Origin of the sequence: Mycobacterium sp. (assembly GCF_050700595.1) — a bacterium.
Taxonomy (GTDB): Bacteria; Actinomycetota; Actinomycetes; order Mycobacteriales; family Mycobacteriaceae; genus Mycobacterium.
Genome location: NZ_JBOHHI010000164.1, coordinates 1 through 7,079, shown reverse-complemented (window position 1 = coordinate 7,079; position 7,079 = coordinate 1). Strand labels below are relative to the sequence as shown.

General features: G+C 69.1%; 7 protein-coding genes. 1 reads left to right on the top strand and 6 read right to left on the bottom strand.

From position 1 onward, the window contains the following. The 3 genes from ACRDTL_RS14955 to ACRDTL_RS14945 form a co-directional block, all read right to left on the bottom strand. Positions 1–930, bottom strand: a 930-nt coding sequence (locus ACRDTL_RS14955; RefSeq protein WP_431507486.1) for a cytochrome P450, incomplete at its 3' end; no start/stop codon positions are given. Next, a complete protein-coding gene (locus tag ACRDTL_RS14950; RefSeq protein WP_431507485.1) occupies positions 923–2,647 on the bottom strand; it encodes an N-acyl-D-amino-acid deacylase family protein in 1,725 nt (574 codons plus the stop codon). The genes ACRDTL_RS14950 and ACRDTL_RS14955, both read right to left, overlap by 8 nt. Further along, entirely contained in the window at positions 2,641–3,828 is a 1,188-nt protein-coding gene (locus tag ACRDTL_RS14945) for an amidohydrolase family protein (protein WP_431507484.1), read from the bottom strand. The genes ACRDTL_RS14950 and ACRDTL_RS14945 overlap by 7 nt, the downstream gene beginning before the upstream one ends. 95 nt (positions 3,829–3,923) lie before the next feature. On the opposite strand from ACRDTL_RS14945, the gene ACRDTL_RS14940 reads away from it, so the two are divergent. Further along, entirely contained in the window at positions 3,924–5,207 is a 1,284-nt protein-coding gene (locus ACRDTL_RS14940) for a glycosyltransferase 87 family protein (RefSeq protein WP_431507483.1), read from the top strand. Here ACRDTL_RS14940 and ACRDTL_RS14935 read toward each other — a convergent pair. The 3 genes from ACRDTL_RS14935 to ACRDTL_RS14925 form a co-directional block, all read right to left on the bottom strand. Further along, entirely contained in the window at positions 5,112–5,507 is a 396-nt protein-coding gene (locus ACRDTL_RS14935) for a type II toxin-antitoxin system VapC family toxin (protein ID WP_431507487.1), read from the bottom strand. The two genes, ACRDTL_RS14940 and ACRDTL_RS14935, sit on opposite strands and share 96 nt — an antisense overlap. Continuing rightward, positions 5,504–5,779: an antitoxin gene (locus ACRDTL_RS14930; protein ID WP_431507482.1), complete on the bottom strand. Its 276-nt coding sequence runs from the start codon at positions 5,777–5,779 to the stop codon at positions 5,504–5,506. Before ACRDTL_RS14930 ends, ACRDTL_RS14935 begins: the two co-directional genes overlap by 4 nt. 36 nt (positions 5,780–5,815) lie before the next feature. Further along, on the bottom strand, positions 5,816–7,079 hold a 1,264-nt coding region (locus tag ACRDTL_RS14925), incomplete at its 5' end, for an aldehyde dehydrogenase family protein (protein WP_431507481.1).

The window sequence follows — 7,079 nt, the reverse complement described above, 5'->3', positions numbered from 1 at the left end:
GATCGCCACCCCGCCGAGCTCGCAGTCGCGGGTCGTGACCCGCACGATCGAGGTGATCGGCGGCTCCCACCGCAACACCTCCTCGATGGCACCACCGACCATGGCACGATCCGCGCGGACCGCCGCCAGCAGCACCGGGTCGGTGAGCAGCGCGACCAGGAGATTGCCCGAGGCGCGGTAGGTGGTCTCGACTCCAGCCGGCAAGATCAGCAGCAAAAACGCAAAGATCTCCGTGTCGGTCAGCCGCGCACCGTCGATCTCGCATTCGGCCAGCGTGCTGATCAGATCGTCCTGCGGGTCGCGCCGCCGCTCGGCGAGAACGCCGCCGAAGTACTCCTTCAGCGCTGCAGATGCGGCGATTCCGCGGTCCCAGTCGTAGACCACGTTGATCAGCTCGATCGACAGCCGCTGGAAACGCAGGTAGTCCTCGCGCGGCAGGCCCATGAGCCGTGCGATGACCTGAACCGGGAACGCGAAGGTGAACTCGCGAACCAATTCCGCGTGCCCACGTGGGGCGAACCGGTCGATGAGATCGTTGACCACGACCTGTACCAGTTCACCGCGCCAGCGTTCGAGCACCTTAGCCCGAAACGACGGTGTCACCAGGGCCCGGTGCACCCGATGCTCGGCGCCGTCGAGTTCGAGCAGGGTGCGGCCCATGACCGGGCCCATGATCTGCTCGTAGATCGACGACGAGTACATCTCGTCGTGGGTGAGCACCGTCCGGCACTCCTCGTACCCCAGCACCGTCATGCCCGCGTCGCCCAGCGTCTGGGTGGAGGTCTCGGCGAACGGATTGCCGACCATCACCGGGTGCTTGGTGCGCGCCGCGCGCAGCCGCTCATGCACGTTCTCGACCTGCATGAGCAGCCCGCCCTGCAGTTCGGTCGGTTCGAACTCGTCGAGGGGCGGGTTCACAGTTTCAGCCATCAGCCGGCACCGTTTCGGTGTCCCGCCCGGAGCGCAGCACCGTGCCGGGCATCGCGCCGGTGGCCACGCCGTCGCGACACACCTCGACACCGCCGACCAGCACCGAACTGATGCCACGGGCGTCGGCCACCAGCCGGGGTGCGCCGGCAGGCAGGTCGTAGCACGTGCGTTCGGGGCCGTGGTCGACAGTGGCCGGATCGAACAGCACCAGGTCGGCATGCCAGCCCGGCGCGATCCGGCCGCGGCCGCGAAGCCCGTACAGGCGCGCGGGGACGTCGGTGATCAGCCGGACGGCCTCCTCGAGCGTCACCACCTGATGCTCGCGCGCCCCGTGGGCGAGCAGCGACGTGGTGTAAATGGCACCGCACATCATGTCGAGGTGGGCCCCGGCGTCCGAGCCGCCGATCACCGCGTCGCGGTGCCGCCACACCTCGGCGCGCGCCCGCCAGTCGGCGGCTTCGTCGCCCATCCGCGGCGGTGTGAGCCCGGTGCGCAGTTCGTCGGCGATCACGATGTCGCACAATGTGTCGAACGGTTCGTGACCGCGGGCGGCGGCTACCTCGCCCACGGAATGTCCGGTGGCGTCGGCGTTTTCCGGGGCGAACGTCTCGACGATGATCAGCCGCTCCCAGTTCGCCAACCCGCGCAAGATCCCGGCCTCCTTTGAGTGGGCGCCGTCGTTGAGGCGGTGGCGCACCTGCGGATCCGTAAGCGCCTTGAGCCGCTCGGGCACCGGCAGGTGCATGGTGTCGCGCCAGCCGGGCAGCCCGTCGAGCACGAAACCGCTCAGGAACGACAACCGGATGCCCATGGCGTGCGGCAGGGTGAGCGCGACTACCCGGGCGCCGCGCTCGGCGGCGACCTCGGAGGCCCGCAGCTGGCCCTGGTGCCCGGCCGGGTTAGCCGCCGAGACGCCCAGCACGTTCCAGTTCAGTGGCCGGTCGGCGGCCCGCGACATGTCGGTGAGCAGCGCAATCTCGTCGTCGGTGAACCCGGACAGGCAGCCCGGGATGATCGCCTCGAGTGTGGTGCCCGGATGGTCGCGGACACCGCCTGCCAGTGCCACCAACTCCTCGCGCGACGCGCTGCGCGACGGCACGGGCTGCCCCGCAGCGTCGTTGTGGGTGTGCGACTGCGACGTCGAAAGGCCCAGCCCCCCAGCGGATAGCGCATCATGCAGCAGATCGACCATCTGCGCGATGTGCTGCGGACTCGCCTGGCCGCCGACCGCGTCGCCGCCCATCGCCGCCAACCGCAGCGCCGAGTGGCCGACCAGAAAGCCGGCATTGACCGCGATGCGGCCGTCGAACCGGGCCAGCCAGTCCCCGAACGACGTCCATTCCCAATCCAGCCCGGCCCGCAACGCGTCGAGCGGCATCCCCTCGACCCGCGCGAGCATCCGGGTGAGGTAGTCCTGCTGCTCGGGCGCCGCGGGCGCCAGGGTGAAGCCGCAGTTGCCGCCGAAGACCGTGGTGACACCGTGCTGCACCGACGGGCTGGCGGTCGGATCCCAGAACAGTTGCGCGTCGTAGTGGGTGTGCAGGTCGACAAAGCCCGGCGCCAGCACTTGCCCGGCCGCATCCACGGTGCGCGCCGCGCCGTCGTCGACGTGACCGACCGCGGCGATCCGGCCGTCCTCGATACCGACATCGCCGTGGCGGGCGGGCGCCCCGCTGCCGTCGACGATCTCGGCGTCCCGGATCAGCAGGTCTAGCATGTCAGCCAACCGTTGTCCGGCAGTGGGTGGCGAAACAGCTTCGCGGCGTTGCGATGTGTGATGCGTGCGGCGTCCTCGGCCGACAGGCCGGCGACGTTGCGAGCGACGACCTCCTGGGTGTCCGGCCAGGTGGAATCGGCGTGCGGGTAGTCGCTTTCGACCAGAATGCGTTCGGCGCCGATCGCGTCCAGCGCGCCGAACGCGTGCGGGTCGTCGATCGAGCAGAACCAGAAGTTGCGCCGCAGCACCTCGCTGGGCAATAGGTGACCCGTCCAGGATCCGCCCTCGCGGCCCGAAGCGGAGTGGGCCAGCACGTAGTCGGCGCGGTCGCCGAGCATGGCCGCCCAGCCGAGCCCGCCCTCGGCCAGGGTGATGTTCAGCCGCGGGAAGCGCACCGGGATGCCGGACCACAACATGTCGGCGCAGGCGACCAGCGCGTTGACCGGGAACAGGGTGGTGATGGTCTCGAATGGGGTGTCCGGCGCCGGGATCGGCGCCCACTGGGCCGATCCGGTGTGCAGGCACACCACGGTGTCGGTGTCCTGACACGCGGCGAAAAACGGGTCCCACACCCCGGTGTGCAGGCTGGGCAACCCGCACTGGGCGGGCAGCTCCGGGAAGCTGACCGCCTTGAAGCCGCGGGCGGCGTTGCGGCGGACCTCCTCGGCCGCCAGCTGCGGGTCGGCCAGCCACGGCAGCTGCAGCGGGATGATCCGCTCCGGGAAGCTGCCGGCCCACACTTCGAGGTGCCAGTCGTTCCAGGCCCGCAGCACCGCCAGGCCCAGCTGCCGATCCTTGCTCTTCCAGAACACGGTGCCCGAGAAGCCGGCAATCAGCGACGGAAAGTTCAACGACGCCCAGATACCGGCCAGGTCCATGTCGGCGACGCGGGCCTTGATATTCCAACAGCCGGGACGCATCTCGTCGAACCGGGCCGGTTCCATGCTCCATTCTTCCGGCGGTCGCCCGACCACTGCATTGAGCCCGATGTTGGGATATTGGCTGTCCTCGTAGTGCCACACCTGGCGACCGTCGTCGGTCTCGACGACCCGGGGTGCCCGCTCGGCCAGCGCGGCCGGAAGCCGCCCGGCGAACATGTCGGGTGGCTCGATGACGTGGTCGTCGACCGAAATCACCACGTGCCGTCGCTCACGCGGAGCGGGGTCCGGCAGCAGCCCCATAGCTGAAGCTAACGATGGGCCTCGTGCGGTGTCAATGCTATCTATGCAATCAATGCAAAGATGCGAGTCTCGGCTACCCTTGGTCACTCGTGGGCATGACGACAGTTTCACCCTGGGTTCGCCGTGGCGGTCCGGCGGTCTTGGCCGCGGCGCTGCTGCTCTATCTGGTGGTATATGTCCGCTGGCCCAGCATGCTGGTCCAGGTCGACCTGCAGGTGTACCGCTTCGGCGCGACGCGGGTGCGGGACGGACTTGACCTCTACTCGGTTGGACTGACCGGCAATCCGAAAACGCTGCTGTTCATCTACCCGCCGTTCGCGGCACTGGGTCTGCTGCCGCTGGCCTATATCAGCGAACCGACGGTGCAGATCCTCTGGTTGTTGTTGATGTGTGGGCTGACCACCTACGCGATCCGCCGCATGCTGACCGCGATGGGGCTAACCGCGGGACGTGGATTATGGAGCCTCACAGCGCTATTGGTCGGTCTGGTGGCATGGCTTGAGCCCGTTCGGCTTTCGCTGCAGCTCGGGCAGATCAACATTGTGATCCTGGTACTGGTGCTGACCGACCTGTTGGGTCCTGCGCAGCGGAAATGGGTCGGCATCGGCATCGGCCTGGCGGCCGGGCTCAAGTTGACCCCGGCGTTGTTCATCGTCTATCTGGCCGCGACCGGCCGGCTGCGTGCCGCGGTGGTGGCCGGCGCGACATTCGTCGCGACACTTGTCGTTGGATTCGTCTTGCTGCCAACAGATTCCGCGTTCTACTGGCTGCGAGGAGGTTTCCACGACGCCGGCCGGATCTCACAGAATCCGTACGCCAGCACCGCCAATGCCAGCGTCGGCGGGCTGCTGACGCGGCTGCACGCACCGGCGGCACTGGCCACCGCGGCGGCGGTGGTGCTCGCGGCGGTTGCGGTGGCGCTTGCCGCGCTCGCCTACCGGCGCGGCCACGCCGTTCTGGCCATAGCCATTGTCGGGATGGCTTGCGCCGCTGCCTCGCCATTCAGCTGGAGTCATCACTGGGTGTGGTTCGCACCGCTGATCGTGCACCTCGGGTTTCGGGCTTACGTGCTGGGCCGCACCTGCTCGACATGGACGCTGTGGCCGCTGTGGGTGCTGCTTGCCGGCTGGTTCACCTCGGTACGGGCTCACAGTCAAGCGGCGGGTGTGCTCTCGCTGCGGCCCGGCGGTGTCTGGAATGACATCGTCCCCGGCGGCTACGCGGTGGTGTTCGTCGCCGTGCTGATCGGCACGGCGGTGTGGCTGTGGCGCTCGCCCCGCCGGTCAGAGCAGTCGCTTGATTCCCGGGTAGGCGTCGAAGCCGCGGTCGAAGCTCACGAGTTGAGCGATGTGGTGGCGGGCCATGACCGCGACGTGTAGCGCATCCCTGGCAGACAAGCTCTGGTAGCGCAACATGATGTCCTTTGCACCCTCAACGTCGGCGTGCCCGATCGACAACACATCGTCGACCACCTGTAGGACTGCGTCGAAGGCCGGCTGGATCGCCTCGCGCCGATTGATCGCCGCATACCTGTGACAGATTTCCTGCAGTACCTCGGCATCGGTGACCAGCCGTTCGCCCGCCGAGAGCGCGGATTCCAGCACGCGCTGGGCATCGAGCTTGTGCGGGCGTGAGCCGCCCACCAGGTACATGGGGATGTTGGTGTCGACGAAGATCACGGTGCGGCGTCGGGCGGCGCCGGGCAATTGACCAAGTATCCGCGTTCGGTCTCTTCCAGCATCTGGTCGATGTCGGGAGCCGGGAACTCGTGACGCATGGCGGTGCGGATGGCGCGCAACTTGGTGTCAAGGTCGCCGCCCGGCTCCCGCTCCTGTGCTTCGCGCAACGTGCGGCGAACCCACTCCGACACGGTCGTCCGGTGCCGACGCGCGGTTTTTTGGATCTGTTCCCACTCGTCGGCGTCGAGAAGAACCTGCAGGCGCTTACTCATAACATGAGTATAGATGACTCATTCACGCATGAAGGGCTACGCCGGTGCCGGCTGGCGCACGAATGCCCGGGGCTGGGTGAACGCCCGGATCCCGTCGACGCCGAATTCGCGGCCCAGGCCCGACTGGCCGACGCCGCCGAACGGCAGCCGCGGATCTTGGGCTGCCATGCCGTGGCAGTTGACGCTGACCGTGCCGGCGACCAGTTGGGCGGTGACCCGGTCGGCCAGCGCGTCGTCGCCGGTCCAGATCGAGGCGGTGAGACCGAAGTCGGTGGCGTTGGCGGCGGCCACCGCATCATCCAGGCCGTCGTAGCCGAAGATCGGCAACACCGGGCCGAACTGCTCCTCGGTGGCCAGCGCGGAGTCGGGCGGCAGGCCGGTGACGACGGTCGGTAGCGCGAAGTAGCCGCCGGCGTCCGCGTCGGCGTCGCGGATGCGCCCGGCGGTCCGGACCCTCGCGCCGCGCGCCTCGGCGTCGGTGACCAGCTTCCGGACCCGGTCGCATCCGGCGGCGGTGTGCAGCGGGCCGAGCGTGGTCTCCTCGGCCAGGCCGTCGCCGACCACCTCCCGGTCGCAGCGCGCCAGCACCGCGTCGGCCAGCTCGCCGACCCGGCCGGCCGGTGCGTACAGCCGTTTGATCGCCATGCACACCTGGCCGCCGGTGGTGTAGGTGGCGCTCACCAGCCGCTCGACGAGTTCGTCGCTGACCGCCAGGTCGGGCGCGAGGATCGCGGCGTCGTTGCCGCCGAGTTCCAGCAGCACCGGGGTCAGCCGCGGTGCGGCGGCCGCCATCACCGCACGCCCGGTGGCCACCCCGCCGGTCAGCGAGATGACGTCGACGCCCGGGTGGGTGACCAACGCCTGAGCCAGTTCGGTGCCCGGTCCGGCGAGCACATTGACCACGCCGGGCGGCAGCGCGGCGGCTAGCGCCGCGCCGAGCTGCAACGCGGCCAGCGGGCAGGTCGGCGGCACCTTGACCACTGCGGTGTTGCCGGCGGCCAGCGCCGAGGACAGCTTGGTCATCGTCACCGCGAGCGGCCAGTTGAACGGAATGACAAGTGCCGCAACACCGTACGGCTCACGCTGCAGCCGCGGGTAGGCCGATTGCGGATCGAGCTGCTCGGGCGCCAGCGCTGCCTCGGCCATCGAGCCGAGCAGCGAGGCGATGACCGGTGCGGTGTCGATTTCCATGGTGGCCTCCGAAAGCACCTTGCCGTGCTCGCGGGTGTACAGCCGGGCACCGTCGGAGCCGGCGAGCTGCTCGGCGGCCGTGGTCGCGGCCGCGGCGATGGCCGCGACC

Coding starts and splice junctions, on each gene's coding strand:
- ACRDTL_RS14950 (WP_431507485.1), bottom strand. CDS start 2,647: ATGCTAGACCTGCTGATCCGGGACGCCGAGATCGTCGACGGCAGCGGG.
- ACRDTL_RS14945 (WP_431507484.1), bottom strand. CDS start 3,828: ATGGGGCTGCTGCCGGACCCCGCTCCGCGTGAGCGACGGCACGTGGTG.
- ACRDTL_RS14940 (WP_431507483.1), top strand. CDS start 3,924: ATGACGACAGTTTCACCCTGGGTTCGCCGTGGCGGTCCGGCGGTCTTG.
- ACRDTL_RS14930 (WP_431507482.1), bottom strand. CDS start 5,779: ATGAGTAAGCGCCTGCAGGTTCTTCTCGACGCCGACGAGTGGGAACAG.